The organism is Kitasatospora purpeofusca (assembly GCF_036010405.1).
GTDB classification, from domain to species: Bacteria; Actinomycetota; Actinomycetes; order Streptomycetales; family Streptomycetaceae; genus Kitasatospora; species Kitasatospora purpeofusca.
In genome coordinates, this window is sequence record NZ_CP108561.1 from 8438253 (window position 1) to 8454775 (window position 16523).

Here is a 16523-nt window from a genome sequence, read left to right on the forward strand (position 1 = left end):
GGTTCGGGGCGTACGCGGACTACGGCAGGAGCTACGGCAGGACCTGCGGCAGGGGCTCGTGCATGGTCGAGCAGTGGATGCCGCCGCCCCCGGCCATCAGCCGGTCGACGTCGATCTGCACCACCGTGCGGCCCGGGAAGGCCGCTGCGAGCGCCTCCTTCGCGGCGGCGTCCTTGTACGCGTCGCCGAACTGGGCGGTTATGACGCCGCCGTTGACGACGTGGAAGTTGAGGTAGGAGTCGACGAACTTGGAGCTGCGGGAGCGGACGGTGTCCGGTCCGTGCACGGGGATCACCTGGAGCCGGCGGCCCCGGGCGTCGGTCGCGCCGGAGAGGATGGCGAACTGCTCGCGGGCGTCCTTGGCCCAGGCGTCGTTGCGGTCGGCGGGCGGCAGCTGGACCATCACCACACCGGGGCGGACGAAGCGCGAGGTGACGTCCACGTGGTCGTCGGTGATGTCCTGGCCCTTGATGCCGGGCAGCCAGATCATGGTGTCCGCGCCGTAGGCCTCCAGGACGGCGTCCTCGATCTCGTCCCGGCTCATGCGCCGGTTGCGGTTCTTGTTGACCAGGCTGCTCTCGGTGGCCATCACCGTGCCGTCGCCGTCGGTCTCGATCGCGCCGCCCTCGCCGACGAAGTCCGCGTAGGTGTAGCGCAGACCGCGCCGGGTGGCGAGGCGCTCGGCGACCAGGGCGTCGTCGTAGTGGACCTGCTTGTCGCCCCAGCCGTTGAAGTTGAGGACCACGGCGTCCAGCCCGCCCCGGCCGTCCAGGCGGAACACCGGCGCGGTGTCGCGCATCCACAGGTCGTCGGTGGGGATCGCGGTGATCACCTCCACCGCGGCGCCGCACCGGTCCTGGGCCTTGCCCGCCGTCCAGTCGTCGGGGGCGCACATCACCACCGGCTCGAACTCGGCGACGGTCCGCGCGATCAGGGCGATGTCCTCCTGGACGCCGCCCAGGCGCAGCCCCCAGACACCCCGGCGGGAGGGCCAGGACATCCAGGTCCGCGCGTGCGGGACGTCGTCCGCCGGCACCCAGGGGAAGTCCTCGGCGGAGCGGTCGTGGCGGAAGCGGGTCATGAGGGTTCTCTCCGATCGTGCGACGGTGCCGGGGGGGTGCACGGGGCCATCGGATCCACTCTTCGCGCCACTACGCACCGGCGCACCACGGGAACGGCCGACGGCTGCACCCAGCCTGCGTTGTCAGCGTCGCACTGACTGAAAGTTCAGTCAAACTTCTCGGCATGATATGACCCATGACGCCGATGCGGTCACTGAACGTGATGATCGGGGGTGTTCTGTCGGCGGATGCCCGGTTTGGCGACTCCGCTCGGGGGGCGAGTCGGGGCCTCGGGGGCTCGACCCGGGGGCTCAGGGGCCGAGTCGGGACACCTCGGTGTCGATCGCCTCGGCCAGCAGCGTCCGGGCGTGCGCCAGGGGAAGGCTCCCGCTGAGCCAGCGCACGCTGAGGCCCTCCAGCAGTGCGGTCAGCCGCTCGGCGGCCCCGGCCAGTGCGACCGCCGAGGACATCGGCTGCACCACGCCGAGCAGTTCGGCGACCTCCTGCACCCAGATCCGGGTGGCCCGCGCCAGGTCCTCGCGCAGGGTCTCGTCGAACACCGCGCTCGCCCGCAGCTCGCCCCAGGCGGTGCTGTTCTCCCGCACCTCGACGGTGTCCTGGAGTTCCAGCAGCAGGGTCTGCTCCAGCTCCTCGCGCGCGGTCGGCGGCGGGGCGTCCGGATCGCGCTCGGTCGTGTACCGCTCGGCCCGGTCGTTGATGAACTCCAGCGTCTGCCGGAGGATCCCGGTGCGGTCCTTGAAGTGGTAGTAGATCAGCGCGGTGGACACGCCCGCCTCGGCCGCGAGCTCCTCCACCCGCAGTCCGCGCACCCCGCGCCGCGCGATCACCCGCGCGGCTGCTTCCATGATCGACGTTTTACGACTGGCCACGATCCACCACCTTACCCGGGCACCGTGCGCCGGTGCGCCCACCGGCTGAAAGTCCCGTCAGGTGGGGATTCGGGGGTGCGCGGACGGATTTCGGACAAAGTGGCTCCTGTGACGGACTTTCTCGGGGTCTGCACCGATTCATCACCCCGTGATCACTCTAGGGTTGCCCCGTCCCCGCCGGAGACCCCGGCGTCCGGGACACCTCTTCGTTCCTCGACCCGGCCGGATTGGGTCGAACATGAGTACTCATCGGACGTGGAAGCGGGTGGCGACCACCGTCGCCGGCCGCGGGATCGGCGCCGTCGCGGCGGCCTTCGCACTGGTCGTGGCCGTCCTCCTGGGCGGCACGGTGGCCGGCGCGACCTCGGCCGAGGCCAAGCCCGACGGCTGGGGCTCGGGCCGGTGGGCCTGTGCCGGCGAGGCCGTCGACCCCGGGAACGTCAACACCGACCACGACCCCAAGGGCTGCGGCGGCCGCGGCTCCTGGTACCAGGAGCCGGCCAAGGACGGCATATGGACGTGCTCCGGCTCCCCGGTCGTCACCGGCTACGTGATCACCGGGCACCAGCGGACCGGCTGTGACGGCGCCGGTGCCTGGCTCCACAACATCGCCCGGGTCGGCCTGCTGACCTGTCCCGGCTCGCCCGTCCCGGCGGGCTTCCGGTCCACCACCTACCAGGCCGGGGGCTGCAACGGCCTCGGCGCCTGGGTGCTCGCCCGCGCCTGACGCACCGCTGACTCTGCTGCGGTGGGGGCCGGCCGGGATGTGCCCGGTCGGCTCCCACCCCCGCGCTACCGGGCCCGGGCGGCCAGGTCCTCCAGGGCGGCCTGCGCCGCGTTGTGCCCCGGGATGCCGCTGACGCCGCCGCCCCGGACGGCCCCCGCCCCGCAGAGCAGCACGTCCGGACGGGCCGTGGCGACGCCCCAGCGCTCGGCCGCCGTCGCCCCTCCGCCCGCCCCTTCCGCAGCCCCGGGCCGCTCGGCGGCGAACGGGAAGGCCAGGTCGCGGTGGAAGATGTGGCCGCCCGGCAGACCGAGCTCCCGCTCCAGCTCCGGCGGCGTCCGCGCCTCGACGCAGGGCCGGCCGTCGGCGTCCACGGCCAGGCAGTCGGCGATCGGCTCGGCCAGCACCGCGTCCAGCTGCGCCAGGCTCGCGGCCAGGGCGCGCTCCTTGGCCGCCGGGTCCCCGAACAGCCGGGCGGGCATGTGCAGACCGAACAGGGTCAGCGTCTGCAGCCCCTGCCGGACCGCCTCCGGTCCGAGGATCGACGGATCGGTGAGGGTGTGGCAGTAGATCTCCGACGGCGGAGCCGAGGGCATCCGGCCGGCCGCCGCCTCCGCGTACGCCGTCTCCAACTGCCGGTAGCCCTCCGCGATGTGGAAGGTCCCGGCGAAGGCGTCGCGAGGGTCCGCGCCGGGGTCGCGCAGTCGCGGCAGCCGGCGCAGCACCATGTTGACCTTCAGCTGGGCGCCCTCCGGCGCGGGTTCCGGCGCGGTGCCGAGCAGCCGCGCCAGCGTCGCGGGCGCGGCGTTCACCAGCACCCGGCGCGCCGCCACCGTCGCCTCGCCGCCGGCGTGCCGGTACGACACCTCGGCGTCGCCGCGCCCGTCGCCCGCGATCGCGGTGACCTCGTGCCCGGTCCGGATCTCCGCGCCGGCCGCCAGCGCCGCCCCGGCCAGCGCGTCGGTCACCGCGCCCATCCCGCCGACCGGGACGTCCCAGTCGCCCGTGCCGTTGCCGATCACGTGGTAGAGGAAGCAGCGGTTCTGCCGGAGCGCGGGGTCGTGGGCGTGGGTGAAGGTGCCGATCAGCGCGTCCGTCAGGACCACGCCGCGCACCAGGTCGTCGGTGAAGGCCCGTTCGACGGACTCGCCCAGCGGCCGTTCGAACAGGGCCGTCCAGGCGGCCTCGTCCCCGATCCGCCGACGCAGCTCGGCCCGTGACGGCAGCGGCTCGGTGAGCGTCGGGAACACCCGCTCGGCGACCCGCCCGGTCGTCCCGTAGAACTCCTGCCAGGCCCGCCACTCCCGGTCGGAGCCGGTCAGCGCCCGGAACGACTCCCGGGTCCGGCCGGGGTCGCTGGCGTCCACCAGCAGGCCGGTGGGCTTCCCGTCCCGGACCGCAGGGGTGTAGGAGGAGATCCGGCGCCGCCGCAGCTCCAGCCGCAGCCCGAGCTCCCGCACCACCTTCGCCGGCAGCAGGCTGACCAGGTAGGAGTACCGCGACAACCTGGCGTCCACGCCCGGGAACGCCGTCGCGGACACCGCCGCCCCGCCCGTCCGCGCCAGCCGTTCGAGCACCAGCACCCGGTACCCGCCCCGCGCGAGGTACGCGGCGGCGACCAGCCCGTTGTGCCCGCCGCCGACGATCACGGCGTCGTACCGCGAGGACCCGTTGGTAGCCATGCGGTCACGGTACGCCACGGTTCCGGTGCTCGGGAACAGCTGTGCACGGCCACGGCGGTGCCGCCGTGGCCGCCGGGTGAGGCTCCGCCCGGCTCGGCAGTCGGGTCGGCCTCCATCGCGTGCGGCGCTGCGGCCCTGCGGCGGGATCAGGGCGCGAAGTACCAGCAGTAGAGGTCGAGGTGCTTCTCCGTGCGGCTGATGGCCAGCGCCGCCGCACGTTCGAGAAGGTCCACCGCATCGTCCGGCGAGATCGGATCGCCCGGTTCGGAGGCGGCCTCGGCCCACACGAGGGCGGTGGCTCGTAGCCGGTCCCTTCCTGCGGCGGCCAGGGCCGCGCACAGCGGTTCCGGGACGGCGAAGACGGTGAATCCGTCGTTGGCCATGGGCACCACATCACGGAGTTCGCTCCTGGTGCCCGTCAGTCGCGCTTCCCACGTCAGAACCGCGTCGTCCGGGTAGATGCCGTCGCACCGCACGGCCGGGAAGTCGTGACTCCTGCGGGGTCTCACCTGACGGGCGGACTCGTCGGCCTGTGCGAGGAAGAACTCGCCAATGAGCACCATGATCCGATCTTCGCATCCGCCGGGGGCGGGGGTTCGTTGGTGCGAGGTCGGGCCCGGTGGTTCAGGGGCGGTCGCCGTCGGGCCCGGTGGTGGGCCAGGCCGTGGGGTCGACGGTGAGCCAGGGGGCGGTGGCGAGGGTGGTGGGGGTGGTGCCGGTGAAGGTCCTGATGTCGCGGTGGAGGTGGGACTGGTCGGTGTAACCGGTGTCGGCCGCCACCCGGGCGGCGCTGTGGCCCGCGGCGAGGCGGTGGGCGGCGTCGTCGAAGCGGACGAGCCGGGCCGCGTGCTTGGGGCCGAGGCCGGTCTGGGACTGGAAGCGGGACCACAGCCGTTTGCGGCTCCAGCCGATCTCGGCGGCGATCCGCTCGATCCGCACCGCACCCCGGTGGGTGACCAACTGGTCCCAGGCGAAGGCGACTTCGGGGTCGACCGGCCGGCCGTCCGTGTACCGGCGGAGGAGCGCGGCCTCGGCGATCGCGAAGCGCTCGTCCCAGGAGGAGGCGGCGCGCAGGCGCTCCTCGGTGCGGGTGGCGTCGCGGCCCCACAGCTGGTCGAGCCCGACCACCGTGCCGCCCAACTCCGAGGCGGCGCCCAGGATCCGGTGCGCGACCGGCGGGGCGAGCCGGAGCTGCAGGCAGGTGATGGCACTGCCGTGGCCGCGTACGCCGCCGGGCGCGAGTCCGACCACGACACTGCCGTGCGTCCGGCGGCCGGTCGCGTCGTCGACGGCGAGCGGCGGGTCGCCGAGGTCGAGGGCGACCGTGACGGCCGGGTACGGCACCACGTCCAGGCCGACCGGGACGACGACGCCGTCCGCGCTGCCGCCTCCGCCGCCGCCGACGCGGTGGTCCGGGCCGGTTCGACCGACGGGCTCCCGCCGTTCCACGGCGTCCCGCTGCCGATCAAGGACCTGCTGGACGTGGCCGGCTGGCCCACCACGTACGGGTCCGCGGGTGCCGACCGGGGGCCGGCCGAGCGCTCGGAGCCGCTGGTCCGGCGGTTCCTCGACGCGGGGTTCGTCCTGCTCGGCAAGACCACCACCTCCGAGTTCGGCAGCCTGCCGTTCACCGAGAACGAGACCCTCGGCACCACCCGCAACCCGTGGGACCGGGAGCGGACGCCGGGCGGCTCGTCGAGCGGCGCGGGCGTCGCCGTCGCCGCCGGGATGGCGCCGCTCGCCCACGCCGAGGACGGCGGCGGATCGATCCGCATCCCCGCCTCCTGCACCGGACTGGTCGGCCTCAAGCCCACCCGGGGCCGGGTGACCAACGGGATCGTCATCGTCGAGGGACTCGGCATCGGCGGCGTGGTCACCCGCACCGTGGCCGACACCGCGGCCGTGCTCGACGTGCTCGCCCAGCACGATCCGGCCGCCTGGTGGTCGCCCCCGGCCCCGGACCGCTCCTTCGCCGACGCGATGTGGGCGGACCCGCCGGCCGGCCTGCGGATCGGCGTCCTGGTGGACCCGCCGGTGGCCGGGATCGCCGTGGACCCGGTCTGCGTGGCGGCCGTCGAGAGCGTGCTGCGCACGCTCGAAGCGGCGGGCCACCACATCGTCGACACCCCGTTCCCGCTGCCGCCGACGGAGGAGCTGATCACGGAGTTCACCGCCATGTGGAACGTCGGCGCCGCCGGGGTGCCGCTGGCCGATCCGGAGCGGATCGAGCCGCACAACCGGGCGCTGCGCGACGCGGCACACGGGATCGACTCGTGGGACTACCAGGCGGGGGTGCGGCGGGCCCAGCGGATGTCGCGGCGCATCGTCGAGGGCTTCGTCGCCGGGTTCGACCTGCTGGTGACGCCCACCATGGCCTGCCTGCCGCCGCGCATCGGCGCCTGGCGGGCCGGTACCGACAAGGATCCGCTGGCGGCGCTGCGGAACAGCTACCCGATGGCGGTGTTCACCGCCCTGTTCAACGTGACCGGCCAGCCGGCCGTCTCGCTGCCCGTCCACCAGGACGACGCGACCGGCCTGCCGGTCGGGGTCCAGCTCGTCGCCGCGCCGTGGCGAGAGGACCTGCTGCTCCAGGTGTCCCGCACGCTGGAGCTGGCCCACCCCTGGGCCGACCGCCGCCCGCCCGGCCTGGGCTGAGCCCACCGGCGCCCGGGCCCGGGCCGGGCCCACCCGGCCCGGCGCCGCCGGGGCCCGTGGATACTGATCGGATGCGAACGTACCCGACCGCCGCCGTCGCGGTGAACCTGCTGCTCGGCCTGCCGGCGGTGGTGCCGGTCTGGCTGCTCTGGTACTTCGCCGTCAACTGGCCGCTGGCAGGGCTCGGTTGGACCGATCGCAACCCCACGGAGAACGACGGGATGCTGCCGTGGTTCATGCTCGCGGTGCCGGTGCTGTCGGTGTTCGCGGGCCTCTGGTGGTCGGCCAACCACCTGCTGCGCCGCCGCCGTCGGCACCGGTACGCGGACCGGGGCCCCGCTGCGGCGTACTGGACGACCAGCGCGCTGCTGACCCTGGTGCCCACGGGCGTGCTCATCGCCGTGCTGTAGCCGGGGCCGGGGCGGTCAGCACGGCGGTCCCGGCGGCGAGCAGCGCGGTGAGGCCGGCCAGGACGAGCACGGTGCCGGGGGAGGTCCGGTCCACGACCCCGCCCCCGGTCAGCGCGGCGATCCCGATGGTGGCCTGGAACGACGAGGTGAAGAGCACCCCGGCGGCCTCCGGGGCGTGCGGCGCCGCGGCGAGGAACCAGCTGAGCGAGCAGACCGGCACGGCTCCGTAGGCCGCTCCCCAGACCAGCAGCAGGGCGGTGGCGCCCGGCCGGTCGGTGCCGAGCACCGGCAGCAGCAGGGTGGCCGCCGCGAGCAGGACGGCGGCCGAGACGAAGGTGGGCCGCAGGGCGCGGGCCGCGCGGGCGCCGCCGAGGAGGTTGCCGAGCAGTCCGGCGGCTCCGTAGCCGAGCAGCAGGGCGCCGATCGTGCCGGGGCCGACCCGGGTGACCTCGGTGAGGAAGGGGGTGACGTAGGTGTAGGCCCCGAAGTGGGCCAGCACGATCAGGAAGGTCACCGCGAGACCGGCCAGGGTGCCCCGGCCGGTGAGCAGTCCGCGCAGCACGCCGAGGCCGGTGGTGGTGGCCGGCGGGGGCAGCGGGGGCAGCGTCGCCAGCAGGGCGGCCAGCGCGAGCAGCGTCAGGACGGCCATCGCGGCGAAGGCGGCGCGCCAGCCGGCGAGGGAGCCGAGCAGGACCCCGGCCGGGACCCCGAGGACGGAGCCGAGCGGGACGGCCGTGAAGATCACCGTGTTGGCCCGGGCCTGCCGTTCGGCCGGGACGAGGCGCGGGGCGAGCCCGGAACCGATGGACCAGAAGGCGCCGATCACCAGGCCGAGGGCGACCCGGGCCAGCAGCACGGCGGTGTAGGCGGGTGCCAGGGCGTTGAGCAGGTCGGCGAGGGCCAGGAGCAGCAGCAGGGCGCAGAGCATCGTGCGCCGGTCGGCCCGCCGGGTCGCGACGGTGACGGCGGGTGCGGCCACGGCGGCGACCAGGCCGGGCAGGGTCATCATCAGGCCCGCGGTGCCGTCGGAGATCCGGAAGGTGGCTCCGATCGGGCCGAGCAGGCCGACCGGGAGGATCTCGGTGGTGACGATGGCGAAGACGCCGGTCGTGACGGCGAGGACGGCCGGCAGGCCCCCGGTCCGGCGGTCGGTCTCCGGCACGGTCTCGGTCTCCGGCTCCGGCAGGTGTACGGGTACGGTCTCGGGCTCGGGCTCCGGCACGGTCTCGGGCACGGCGGAAGCTCCTGTTCTCCGAGGGGTGGGGCGGACACGGACGCTCCGGCGACGGGACGAGGGCGGCGTCGGGTCCGCGTCGAAGTCCACCAGGGCGGAGGGGAGTCGGTCCGGCGTGAATCGGACGTGAACCGTTCCGCCCCTCGACAAATACCTCTCACTGAGAGCTAAAATCGGAGATATGAGTGCCGTCGCCCCGGACCCGCCCGATCCGGCGCTGGGCGAGGAGTTCTCCACCCTCCTCGTCGGGATCCAGCGCCTGGTGCGACGCCGGCTGCGCGAGGGCCGGGCCGAGCCCCGGCTGCGCGGTGCGCAGGTCGAACTGCTGCGGCTGGTGACGGACTGCCCCGGCCTGCGGGTCTCCGACGCCGCCGCCGAACTGTGCCTGGCCGCCAACTCGGTCTCCACCCTGGTCAACCAACTGGTCGCGCTCGGCCTGCTGCGCCGCGAGGTGGACCCGGCCGACCGCCGGGCCGCCCTGCTGTACACCACCGGCGAGGCCGTGGAGCGGCTGGCGGCCTGGCGGGCCCGGCGGGAGGCACTGGTCGGCGAGGTGGTGGCGGGGCTGCCCGCCGCCGACCGGGCGGCGCTGGCCGCCGCGCTGCCCGCGTTGCGCGGAGTGGCCACAGGCCTGCGCGAGCGCGCGGGCGAACCGGGCACGGCGGCCCCGGCCGCCGGAGGGAGGACCGGACCATGACGACAGGGCCGGACGACGCGGTGGTCTGCCGAGGTCTGACCTACACCTTCCGCCGGGGCCGGCGGAAGGGCGGCGACACCAGGGCCGTCGACGGCGTTGACCTGACCGTGCGGGCCGGCGAGGTCTTCGGCCTGCTCGGCCCCAACGGCGCCGGGAAGACCACCACCATCCGCGCGATCACCACCCTGCTGCCGACCGCCTCCGGGATGGTCCGGGTCTTCGGCCACGACGCGGCCGGACGCCGGGCGGAGGTCCGCCGGCTGCTCGGCTACGTGCCGCAGCAGCTCTCCGCCGACGCCGGACTGACCGGCCGGGAGAACGTCGCCCTGTTCGCCCGGGTCTTCGACGTGCCGCGCGCCGAACGGTCCGCGCGGGTCGCCCAGGCGCTGGCCGCCGTCGACCTCACCGAGGCCGCCGACCGGTCGGCCGGCACCTACTCCGGCGGCATGGTGCGACGGTTGGAACTCGCCCAGGCGCTGGTCAGCGCCCCTCGGCTGCTGGTGCTGGACGAGCCCACCATCGGCCTGGACCCGATCGCCCGCGCGAGCGTCTGGGAGCGGGTCGACGCCGTCCGCCGCGCCACCGGGATGACGGTGCTGGTGACCACCCACTACATGGACGAGGCCGACCGCCACTGCGACCGGATCGCCCTCATGGACCGGGGCCGGATCCGCGCCCTCGGCACCCCCGAGGAACTCAAGGCCCGGGTCCACGAGCAGGACGCCGCACTGCCAGATCCCACCCTCGACGACGTGTTCCGCCACTTCTCGGGCCGCGGACTCGCCCGCGGCGAGAGCGCGGAAGGAGACTTCAACGATGTCCGCCGGACCCGTCGCACAGCCAACCGCGTCGGCTGACGCACCCGATCTGGGCCTGCTGCTGGTGCCCCCGCCGCCCCGCACCGGCTGGCGCCAGGTGCCCGCCCGGGTCGCCGCGATGTGCGTGGTCGAGCTCCAGAAGCTGCGCCACGACCGGACGGAGGTCTACACCCGGGCGATCCAGCCCGCGCTCTGGCTGCTGATCTTCGGTGAGACCTTCACCCGGCTGAAGGCCATCCCCACCGGCGGGATCCCCTACCTGGACTACCTGGCCCCCGGGATCATCGCGCAGTCCGCGATGTTCGTGGCGATCTTCTACGGCATCATGATCATCTGGGAGCGGGACTCCGGCGTGCTCACCAAACTGCTGGTGACACCGACCCCGCGAGCCGCCCTGGTCACCGGCAAGGCCTTCGCCGCCGGGGTGAAGGCGGTCATCCAGGCCGTCGTGGTCGTACTGCTCGCGGCCCTGCTCGGGGTGGCGATGACCTGGAACCCGCTGCGGCTGCTCGGGGTCGTCGTGGTGGTGGTCCTCGGCTCGGCCTTCTTCTCCTGCCTCTCGATGACCATCGCCGGGATCGTGCTCACCCGCGACCGTTTGATGGGCATCGGCCAGGCCATCACGATGCCGCTGTTCTTCGGCTCCAACGCCCTCTACCCGGTCGACCTGATGCCCGGCTGGCTCCAGGCGATCAGCCTGGCCAACCCGCTCAGCTACCAGGTCGACGCCCTGCGCGGCCTCCTGATCGGCACCCCGTCCCACCTCCTGCTGGACTTCGGCGTCCTCACCTTCGCCACCGCCCTCGGCATCACCTCCGCATCCGCCCTCCTGGGCCGCCTCGCCCGCTGACCGGGGGGGAAGGGGCATGCTAGTGGGCCGACGTCCGCACCGCTTCGACGAAGCCGGCGGTTGTGTCTCTCATGGCATCCGCGAGCTGCAGGCCCCGCCTGCTGATCGCGTCGAAGAGCTGCGGAGGGAGTCGCATCAATGTCAGTCTCAGCCGTGCGTCGGCCAGTATCGATACGGCAGTGGATCGCGCCCGGTGAAAGGCCGAGCGGACCTCGGCCGGTGCGAACAGGTCGAAATCGCTGACCAGGTCGTCGAGGGACGAGCAGTGGGCGGCCAAGGTCTCGCACTGCCTGCGGGCCGAACTCTCGTCGCGCCAGGTGATGCCGGAAGCCGCTTCGGCGATCGCCAGGAAGGTCGCATGGGCGGCTCGGTACGAGTCGCGCAGGTGGTTCTCCCGCGCCGCTCCTCCGATGTGCAGGCTGCCGATGCTCCCCGCCTGCACGGCGTTCGCCACCTCGGAACCGTCGATGCTGTTCCGGACCTCCTCGCCGTCGGTCATGCCGCCCCCCCGCCGTCCGTCCCTGGATCCGTCGCTGTCCGTCCAGAATAGGCCAGCCCTCAGCGGAATTTGAGGCTGATTCAGCTGCCCGGGCCCGGCCGTCGGGCAGCGCGGCGGCGGTCTCAGATGCGGTCGGCCGACCACGCCGGGTCGCGGCCGGTGAGGGCCAGCAGCTGGTCCTCGGCGTCCGCGCCCGGCGGCGCGGCGAACGGTGGGTCGAAGCGGCCGGTGCCGGCCAGGTCGCGGTAGCCGTGGAACTCCGCGAGCGCGTAGCGGGCGGAGCCCGGGGGGATCCGGCCGCGCTCGCCGAGGGCGCGGGAGAGGTCCCAGCCGTGGACGACGGTCTCGGCGACCAGTTCGCGGGCGTAGCCGCCGGCGTCCCGTACCCCGTAGCCGAGGTGGACCAGGAGGTCGGGGGCGCCGGGCCGGGCGAGTGCGCGTTGTGCGCTGCGCGTGGCCATGGTCCAGACGCCCAGCGGGTTGCGGCCGAGGACGTCGCCCTCGAAGCGGTGGCCGATCTGGGCCGGGGTGTAGCCGGCGATCGCCTGGCACACCCAGAGGTGCTGGGCGGCGAGGTGGTTCACCAGTGTGCGCACGTCCCAGTCGCGGCACGGGGTGGGTACGGTCCAGAGGTCCTCGGGCGCCGAGCGCAGCAGCCGGGCCACTTCGGCGCCGGTGGCCGCGTAGTGCTCGCGGACCTCGGTGTGGAATCCGGGTGGGTGGGGACACTCCATCGCCGGGCCTCCGTTTCTGCCCTGCTCACTCCCAGTAAACCGCTACGGGGCGTGACCCGCCAGAGGGGTGGGGGTCGCTTCTGCTGGGGGTCTCCAGAAGAAGGCGCGGCCCGTGCTCACTGTGCGTGGTGGTGGTGAGGCGCTCTGGTGGAGCCGGAAGGGTCTCTGTAATGTCCACGCCATGACGACCGTTCGGCGCCGGGCCGCGCTCACCGCGACCCTCATCGGCGCTCTCGCCGCCTCGATCCTCCCCACCGCCGCCACCGCCCACGCGGCCGGTCCCGGCTGCCGGACCGTCGAGTCCGCGCCGCTCGACCGGGAACAGGCCCGCACCTCGGACCCGCGGACCGCCGCGCTGACCGACCGCGGTGGCTTCGGCGACTTCGTCGCCCGGTTCCCCGCCGCGCTGTGCAGCTCCCGGAACGCCGACGAGGCCGGTCGGCTCCTCGACGCCTGGGGCGGGGCGCTCTGGCGGGCCGGCGTGGACCGCGCCCAGGGCCGCCGCCCCGGCGGCGACCTGCCGACCGCCGACGACCGGCCGCTCTACTGGACCAGGGTCGCCATGACCGTCCGCCTCGCGCGCTGGCAGCCGGGCTTCACCGTCGACCCGGCCGCGCTGCGGCAGCGCTTCGAGGACGCCTCGCGCGGACTGGCCGACAGCGGGTTCAGCGGCCGCCCGGGCGTGCGGCGGATCTTCATCAGCGGCTTCGACCCCTTCGGCCTGGACGCCGAACCGCGCCGCGCCAACCCCTCCGGCTCGGCCGCCCTGCAACTCGACGGCCGCCGGATCACCCTGGCCGACGGCACCCCGGCCGAGGTCCGCTCGGTGCTCTTCCCGGTCCGCTACGGCGACTTCGACCGAGGCATCGTCGAGCGCGCCTACGCCCCGAAGCTCACCCGAGGCCCCCGCGCCGCGGACCTCATCACCACCATCAGCCAGGGCTACCCCGGGCTGTTCACCCTGGAGGCCTGGGCCGGCCGCGCCCGCTCCGCCGACCCCTACCCCGACAACATCGGCGCGCTCTCCGGCGGCACCCGGGACCACCCCGTCAACGCCCCGGGGCTCGGCCCGGGCGCCGAGTTCATCGCCACCAGCCTGCCCGCCGGCCCGATGACCGCCGTGCAGCAGCCCTACCCGGCCCTGCTGAACACCACCGTCACCGAGATCCCGGCCGGCGGGACCGCACCGGTCGACCGGGACAACGGGCCGACCCCCGGCTCCCGGGCCGTCGCCGGCGGCGGCGGGGGCTACCTCTCCAACGAGGTCGCCTACCGCACCAACCGGCTGCGCCTGGAACTCGCCCCGCAACTGCCCGGCGGCCACCTGCACACCCCGGTGCTCACCGGCCTCCCGGACCGGCCCGAGCTGCTGACCGGGCCGGACTTCGAGCAGAACGAGGCCGCGATCACCGGCGAGGTCCTCGACATCCTGCGGCACACCTCGGGCTGACACGGGGTCGACGGGCGGCGGCAGGGCCGGCGGACGCGGGCGGCGGCCGGGGTGCCGCCGCCCGCCCGACCGGTGGATCCGCCTGCCGCGCACATGGCAGAATCGTGCGGTCACGCATGTTCATCGGGGGATGACAGCTCATGTGGTCGGTGGAGAAGGAGCGGGACGTCGGCGTGCCCGACACCCGCGGCGAACGCGGGCCAGGCGCGCGGCCGCCCGTCGCACTGAGCCGGGCCGAGCTCCGGGTGGCCGAGCTGGCGGCGCGAGGGCACACCAACCGTCAGATCGCCCATGAGCTCTTCATCACCGTCAGCACCGTCGAACAGCATCTGACCAGCTCCTACCGCAAACTCAGGGTCAAGCGCCGGGCGGACCTTCCGGTGCACCTCCTCCCGGACGCGAGCGCCGACGCGAGGGCCGACGTGACGGCGGACGTGACGGCGGACGTGACGGCGGACGTGACGGCCGACGCGGCCGGTTGATCCCGGCCGCCGCAGCGGCACCGGACGAGTGGCCGTCCGAGTGGTTCGCGACCGGAGGTTTTCCGGCGGGCGGGCCCGTCCGGAGAACAAATCCCACCGATTTGGTACAAGGTGCCGTCTGCACCAGCATGGGCGTCCGCTCCACCGAGCGCGCAGGACAGGAAAGGCCCGACGTCCCCATGCAGACCAGCCCGGCCGCGACCCGGCAGGCATCCCGACCCACGCGGACGGACGTCGACCCGACGCCCCCGCCCCCCGCCCCGGCCGCGCCCCCGGCCGGCCGCCGCTTCGGCCTGCCGACCGCGACCGCGCTGGTGATGGGCAACATCATCGGCGGCGGCATCTTCATGATCCCCGCCGCCGTGGCCCCCTACGGGACGGTCAGCCTGCTCGCCTTCGCCGTGCTGACGGTCGGGGCGATCACCCTGGCCCTGGTCTTCGGCCGCCTCGCGCGCCGCGACCCGCGCACCGGCGGCCCGTACGTCTACGCGCGCGAGGCCTTCGGCGACTTCGCCGGCTTCCTGGCCGCCTGGTCGTACTGGATCACCACCTGGGTCAGCAACGCCGCCCTCGCCGTCGCCGCCGTCGGCTACCTGGACGTGCTGTGGCCCCTCGGCCGGTCCACCGGCCTCACCCTCGCCTGCGCGCTCGCCGTCCAATGGCTGCCCGCGCTCGCCAACCTGGCCGGCACCCGGTACGTCGGAACGGTCCAACTGGTCTCCACCGTACTGAAGTTCGTCGCCCTGATGGTGGTCTCGGTGGCCGGTCTCACCGCCTTCGACCCGGCGAACCTCGGCCCCTTCGACGCGACCGGCGAGGGCTGGATCGGCGGGACGACGGCCGCCGCGGCGATCCTGCTCTTCAGCTACCTCGGCGTGGAGTCGGCCGCCATGAGCGCGGGCCAGGTCCGCGACCCCGAACGCAACGTCGGCCGCGCCAGCGTGCTCGGCACCGCCGGCGCCGCGGTGGTCTACCTGCTGGGCACGCTCGCCGTGTTCGGCACCGTGGCCCACGAGCGGCTGATCCACTCCACCGCGCCCTTCTCCGACGCCGTGAACACCGTCTTCGGCGGCTCCTGGGGCGGAACGGCCGTCGCCGTCGCCGCCCTCGTCTCGATGACCGGCGCGCTCAACGGCTGGACCCTGCTCTCCGCCCAGGCCCCCTACGCCGCCGCCAAGGACGGACTGTTCCCCGCCGTCTTCACCGTCGAACGCCGCGGCGTCCCCGTGGTCGGCGTCCTGGTCGGCGTCATTCTCGCCTCGCTGCTCACCGTCCTGAACTTCGCCTCCGGCGCGAAGTCCGCCTTCGACACCCTGGTGCTGGTCACCACCTTCACCGCGACGGTCCCCTACCTCCTCTCCACCGCCGCCCAGCTCCGCTGGCTGCTGCGCGGCGACCGCACCCGCGTCGCCCCCGCCCGCCTCGCCCGCGACCTGCTCCTCGCCCTGGTCGCCTTCGCCTTCTCCGCCTGGCTGGCCGTCGGCTCCGGTTACGCCGCCATCTGCCAGGGCGCCCTCTTCCTCCTCGTCGGCGTCCTCGTCCATGTCGTCCTGACCGCCCGGACCGCCCGCTGCCGCGCCTGAGCCGCGCCGCACCCGGATCTGCCGGAGGGCCCGCACCGAGTGGTGCGGGCCCTCCGGCAGATCCGGGTCGGGGCCGGTCAGGCGGGGAGGGCGGCCGGGGTGGGGGCTACGAGGCCGAAGAGGTCGGTGACGGTGGTGAGGGCGGCGGCCTGCAGGGCGGCGGCGGGGACGAGGGTGCCGTCGGGGGCGGTGAGGGGGCGGGTGGCGGTGGTGGAGGCGACGACGGTGGGGCGGTAGCCGAGGCGGAAGGCGCCCTGGGCGGTGAAGGTGACGCACATGTGGGTCATGAAGCCGGCCAGGACGAGGTCCTTGCCGCTCTCCGGGGCGAAGCCGAGGGCGGTGAGGGTCGCGGTGAGCTCGGTGGCGTGGAAGGCGTCGGGGAAGGTCTTGACGAGGACGGGTTCACCGGGGAGGGGAGCGACCTCGGCGCTGATGGCGCCGATGTCGGCGCGGATGTCGTACGGGGTGCCCGGGCCGCCGTCGTTGACGATGTGGATCACCGGGGTGCCCGCCGCGCGGGCGCGCCGCAGGAGGTCGGCGGCGGAGGCGAGGGCCTCCTCGGCGCCGGCCAGGGCCATCACGCCGGTGCGGTAGGTGTGCTGGAAGTCGATCATCAGGAGGACGGCGTCGGCCAGCCGGGGCAGCCGGTCGTCCAGGCCGATCACGGTGCGCAGGGGAGTCGCCGGGGTGGTGGTGTGCGTGGTCACAAGGGTGCCTTTCCAGGATATTTCGGGTGTTCGAGGGCGTGCGGCAG

At 74.3% G+C, this 16523-nt stretch carries 17 protein-coding genes and 1 pseudogene; 9 read left to right on the forward strand and 9 right to left on the reverse strand.

Annotation, left to right across the window (positions count from 1 at the left end; translation table 11 throughout):
• Positions 1 to 31: 31 nt before the first annotated feature.
• Positions 32 to 1081 (reverse strand): agmatine deiminase family protein, encoded by a 1050-nt coding sequence (locus OG715_RS36690; RefSeq protein WP_266272950.1) that lies wholly within the window; start codon positions 1079 to 1081, stop codon positions 32 to 34.
• 291 nt (positions 1082 to 1372) lie between these two features.
• A complete protein-coding gene (locus tag OG715_RS36695) occupies positions 1373 to 1951 on the reverse strand; it encodes a TetR/AcrR family transcriptional regulator (RefSeq protein WP_266272949.1) in 579 nt (192 codons plus the stop codon).
• 238 nt (positions 1952 to 2189) lie between these two features.
• On the opposite strand from OG715_RS36695, the gene OG715_RS36700 reads away from it, so the two are divergent.
• Positions 2190 to 2678 (forward strand): hypothetical protein, encoded by a 489-nt coding sequence (locus OG715_RS36700; protein WP_266272947.1) that lies wholly within the window; start codon positions 2190 to 2192, stop codon positions 2676 to 2678.
• A 65-nt stretch (positions 2679 to 2743) separates the two neighbouring features.
• Here OG715_RS36700 and OG715_RS36705 read toward each other — a convergent pair whose 3' ends face one another.
• From OG715_RS36705 to OG715_RS36715, 3 genes are all read right to left on the reverse strand, one after another.
• On the reverse strand, positions 2744 to 4357 hold the full coding sequence (locus OG715_RS36705; protein WP_266272945.1) for a phytoene desaturase family protein: 1614 nt from the start codon (positions 4355 to 4357) through the stop codon (positions 2744 to 2746).
• A gap of 146 nt (positions 4358 to 4503) precedes the next feature.
• The gene (locus OG715_RS36710; RefSeq protein ID WP_266272944.1) at positions 4504 to 4920 is read right to left on the reverse strand and encodes a hypothetical protein; all 417 of its coding nucleotides are present in this window, start codon (positions 4918 to 4920) and stop codon (positions 4504 to 4506) included.
• Between the two features lie 61 nt (positions 4921 to 4981).
• Entirely contained in the window at positions 4982 to 5608 is a 627-nt protein-coding gene (locus OG715_RS36715) for a helix-turn-helix domain-containing protein (protein WP_266272943.1), read from the reverse strand.
• On the opposite strand from OG715_RS36715, the gene OG715_RS36720 reads away from it, so the two are divergent.
• Positions 5573 to 7012, forward strand: a complete 1440-nt coding sequence (locus tag OG715_RS36720; RefSeq protein ID WP_266272942.1) for an amidase — start codon at positions 5573 to 5575, stop codon at positions 7010 to 7012. The genes OG715_RS36715 and OG715_RS36720 overlap by 36 nt on opposite strands.
• 71 nt (positions 7013 to 7083) lie before the next feature.
• Positions 7084 to 7422, forward strand: coding sequence for a hypothetical protein (locus OG715_RS36725; protein ID WP_266272941.1), 339 nt, complete (start codon positions 7084 to 7086; stop codon positions 7420 to 7422).
• On the opposite strand, the gene OG715_RS36730 is transcribed toward OG715_RS36725, so the two are convergent.
• Complete coding sequence (locus OG715_RS36730; RefSeq protein WP_407661058.1) at positions 7406 to 8656, reverse strand: MFS transporter; 1251 nt, start codon at positions 8654 to 8656, stop codon at positions 7406 to 7408. The genes OG715_RS36725 and OG715_RS36730 overlap by 17 nt on opposite strands.
• A 181-nt stretch (positions 8657 to 8837) precedes the next feature.
• On the opposite strand from OG715_RS36730, the gene OG715_RS36735 reads away from it, so the two are divergent.
• Genes OG715_RS36735 through OG715_RS36745 form a run of 3 tightly spaced genes read left to right on the forward strand, consistent with a single transcriptional unit; the run spans position 8838 to position 11021 of the window.
• Positions 8838 to 9353, forward strand: a complete 516-nt coding sequence (locus OG715_RS36735; RefSeq protein ID WP_266272940.1) for a MarR family winged helix-turn-helix transcriptional regulator — start codon at positions 8838 to 8840, stop codon at positions 9351 to 9353.
• Positions 9350 to 10210, forward strand: a complete 861-nt coding sequence (locus OG715_RS36740; protein WP_266272939.1) for an ATP-binding cassette domain-containing protein — start codon at positions 9350 to 9352, stop codon at positions 10208 to 10210. The genes OG715_RS36735 and OG715_RS36740 overlap by 4 nt, the downstream gene beginning before the upstream one ends.
• Positions 10170 to 11021 carry an ABC transporter permease gene (locus OG715_RS36745; protein ID WP_266272938.1) on the forward strand — a complete coding sequence of 284 codons (852 nt, stop codon included), beginning with the start codon at positions 10170 to 10172 and terminating at the stop codon, positions 11019 to 11021. The genes OG715_RS36740 and OG715_RS36745 overlap by 41 nt, the downstream gene beginning before the upstream one ends.
• A gap of 19 nt (positions 11022 to 11040) precedes the next feature.
• On the opposite strand, the gene OG715_RS36750 is transcribed toward OG715_RS36745, so the two are convergent.
• A complete protein-coding gene (locus tag OG715_RS36750) occupies positions 11041 to 11520 on the reverse strand; it encodes a hypothetical protein (RefSeq protein ID WP_266272937.1) in 480 nt (159 codons plus the stop codon).
• 122 nt (positions 11521 to 11642) lie between these two features.
• Positions 11643 to 12254: a TIGR03086 family metal-binding protein gene (locus OG715_RS36755; protein ID WP_266272936.1), complete on the reverse strand. Its 612-nt coding sequence runs from the start codon at positions 12252 to 12254 to the stop codon at positions 11643 to 11645.
• Positions 12255 to 12435: 181 nt separating this feature from the next.
• Here OG715_RS36755 and OG715_RS36760 point away from each other — a divergent pair, with 181 nt between their 5' ends.
• The 3 genes and pseudogenes from OG715_RS36760 (at position 12436) to OG715_RS36770 (ending at position 15769) form a co-directional block, all read left to right on the forward strand.
• Entirely contained in the window at positions 12436 to 13704 is a 1269-nt protein-coding gene (locus tag OG715_RS36760; RefSeq protein ID WP_266272935.1) for a pyroglutamyl peptidase, read from the forward strand.
• 221 nt (positions 13705 to 13925) lie between these two features.
• Positions 13926 to 14186, forward strand: a pseudogene (locus tag OG715_RS36765) (helix-turn-helix domain-containing protein); the annotation flags it as partial.
• A gap of 179 nt (positions 14187 to 14365) precedes the next feature.
• A complete protein-coding gene (locus OG715_RS36770; protein WP_266272934.1) occupies positions 14366 to 15769 on the forward strand; it encodes an amino acid permease in 1404 nt (467 codons plus the stop codon).
• Between the two features lie 77 nt (positions 15770 to 15846).
• On the opposite strand, the gene OG715_RS36775 is transcribed toward OG715_RS36770, so the two are convergent.
• Entirely contained in the window at positions 15847 to 16476 is a 630-nt protein-coding gene (locus OG715_RS36775) for an isochorismatase family protein (protein ID WP_266272932.1), read from the reverse strand.
• Positions 16477 to 16523: the final 47 nt, after the last annotated feature.

Bases quoted from the DNA above. Each gene is read 5' to 3' on its own strand.
- OG715_RS36700 (WP_266272947.1), top strand. From the start codon at position 2,190: ATGAGTACTCATCGGACGTGGAAGCGGGTGGCGACCACCGTCGCCGGC.
- OG715_RS36750 (WP_266272937.1), bottom strand. From the start codon at position 11,520: ATGACCGACGGCGAGGAGGTCCGGAACAGCATCGACGGTTCCGAGGTG.
- OG715_RS36745 (WP_266272938.1), top strand. From the start codon at position 10,170: ATGTCCGCCGGACCCGTCGCACAGCCAACCGCGTCGGCTGACGCACCC.
- OG715_RS36705 (WP_266272945.1), bottom strand. From the start codon at position 4,357: ATGGCTACCAACGGGTCCTCGCGGTACGACGCCGTGATCGTCGGCGGC.
- OG715_RS36760 (WP_266272935.1), top strand. From the start codon at position 12,436: ATGACGACCGTTCGGCGCCGGGCCGCGCTCACCGCGACCCTCATCGGC.
- OG715_RS36755 (WP_266272936.1), bottom strand. From the start codon at position 12,254: ATGGAGTGTCCCCACCCACCCGGATTCCACACCGAGGTCCGCGAGCAC.
- OG715_RS36735 (WP_266272940.1), top strand. From the start codon at position 8,838: ATGAGTGCCGTCGCCCCGGACCCGCCCGATCCGGCGCTGGGCGAGGAG.
- OG715_RS36740 (WP_266272939.1), top strand. From the start codon at position 9,350: ATGACGACAGGGCCGGACGACGCGGTGGTCTGCCGAGGTCTGACCTAC.
- OG715_RS36770 (WP_266272934.1), top strand. From the start codon at position 14,366: ATGCAGACCAGCCCGGCCGCGACCCGGCAGGCATCCCGACCCACGCGG.
- OG715_RS36710 (WP_266272944.1), bottom strand. From the start codon at position 4,920: ATGGTGCTCATTGGCGAGTTCTTCCTCGCACAGGCCGACGAGTCCGCC.
- OG715_RS36690 (WP_266272950.1), bottom strand. From the start codon at position 1,081: ATGACCCGCTTCCGCCACGACCGCTCCGCCGAGGACTTCCCCTGGGTG.
- OG715_RS36725 (WP_266272941.1), top strand. From the start codon at position 7,084: ATGCGAACGTACCCGACCGCCGCCGTCGCGGTGAACCTGCTGCTCGGC.